Origin of the sequence: Mycobacterium sp. E1747, from assembly GCF_001667775.1 — a bacterium.
In the GTDB taxonomy this organism is placed as follows: domain Bacteria; phylum Actinomycetota; class Actinomycetes; order Mycobacteriales; family Mycobacteriaceae; genus Mycobacterium.
In genome coordinates, this window is record NZ_LZJI01000088.1 from 1 (window position 1) to 1,259 (window position 1,259).

The following is a 1,259-nucleotide window of genomic DNA, read 5'->3' on the forward strand; positions in this document are numbered from 1 at the left end:
GACAGTGTGTGATTCCACGACATAGTTGACAGATGTCTCGCGACATAGTTGACACCTCAGTAGTTGTGGGAGGTCGGCCATGTCAAAGGCGCAGCTGGTCATCACCGCCGTCGTGCTCGAAGGCCGCAGCAAAAGCGAAGTCGCCCGCGACTACGGGCTCTCCCGCTACTGGGTACAGCAGCTGGTCAGCCACTACCACGCCGACGGGGTCGCAGCCTTCGAGCCACGCTCCCGGCGCCCGCACCACCATCGGCACGCAGTCAGCACCGAGGTCGAAGACCGCATCGTGCGGCTGCGCAAGTCACTGTCCAAAAAGGGCTACGACGCCGGCGCAGCCACCATCGCCGAGCACTTGACCCGCGACCCCACCATCACCAATGTCCCTGCCACATCAACGATTTGGCGCATCCTGCACAAACGCGGATTCGTCACACCCCAACCCCACAAACGGCCCCGCTCAGCCTGGAAACGCTTCGCCGCCGACCAACCCAACGAACTCTGGCAAGCCGACGTCACCCACTGGCGCCTCGCCGACGGCACCGACGTGGAAATCCTCAACATCCTCGACGACCACTCGCGACTGCTGCTGGCCAGCCGCGCCTACCCCATCGTCGGCGGCCACCACGTCGTCGAGACCTTCACCGCCACCTTCGCCCGCGTGGGCACCCCTGCAGCCGTCTTGACCGACAACGGCGCCATCTTCACCGCCACCCCCCGACGCGGCGGACGCACCGCCCTACAAGTCGTTCTCGGCGAACTCGGCATCAACTACATCAACTCCCGCCCGTATCACCCACAGACCTGCGGCAAAGTCGAACGCCTACACCAAACCCTGAAAAAACGTCTCGCCGCCGCCCCCGCGCACACCATCGCCCAGCTCCAAGCCCCACTCGACGACTTCGCCACTTACTACAACACCATCCGACCGCATCGCGCCCTGGGCAGACACACACCGCTCCACGCGTTCAACGCCAGGCCCAAAGCCTTCCCCACCACCTACACACACCCGCCGCACTACCGAGTCCGCAACGACCGAATCGACGCCGCCGGCGTCATCACCATCCGCTACAACAGCCGCCTGCACCACATCGGACTATCCAAACGACACCGCGGCACCCATGTCATCGTGCTCATCAACGACCTCGACATCCGCGTCCTGCACCGCGACACCGGCCAGCTCATCCGCAAACTCGTCCTCGACCCCACCCGCGACTACCAACCCCGCGGCGTCAAATGCGGAAACAGCCCAGAAAACCAGC

At 64.3% G+C, this 1,259-nt stretch carries 1 protein-coding gene; it reads left to right on the top strand.

Features of this window, described 5'->3' with window-relative positions:
* Positions 1-79: 79 nt before the first annotated feature.
* Positions 80-1,259: IS481 family transposase (locus A5695_RS09335; protein ID WP_068080253.1), on the top strand; the 1,180-nt coding region annotated here is incomplete at its 3' end.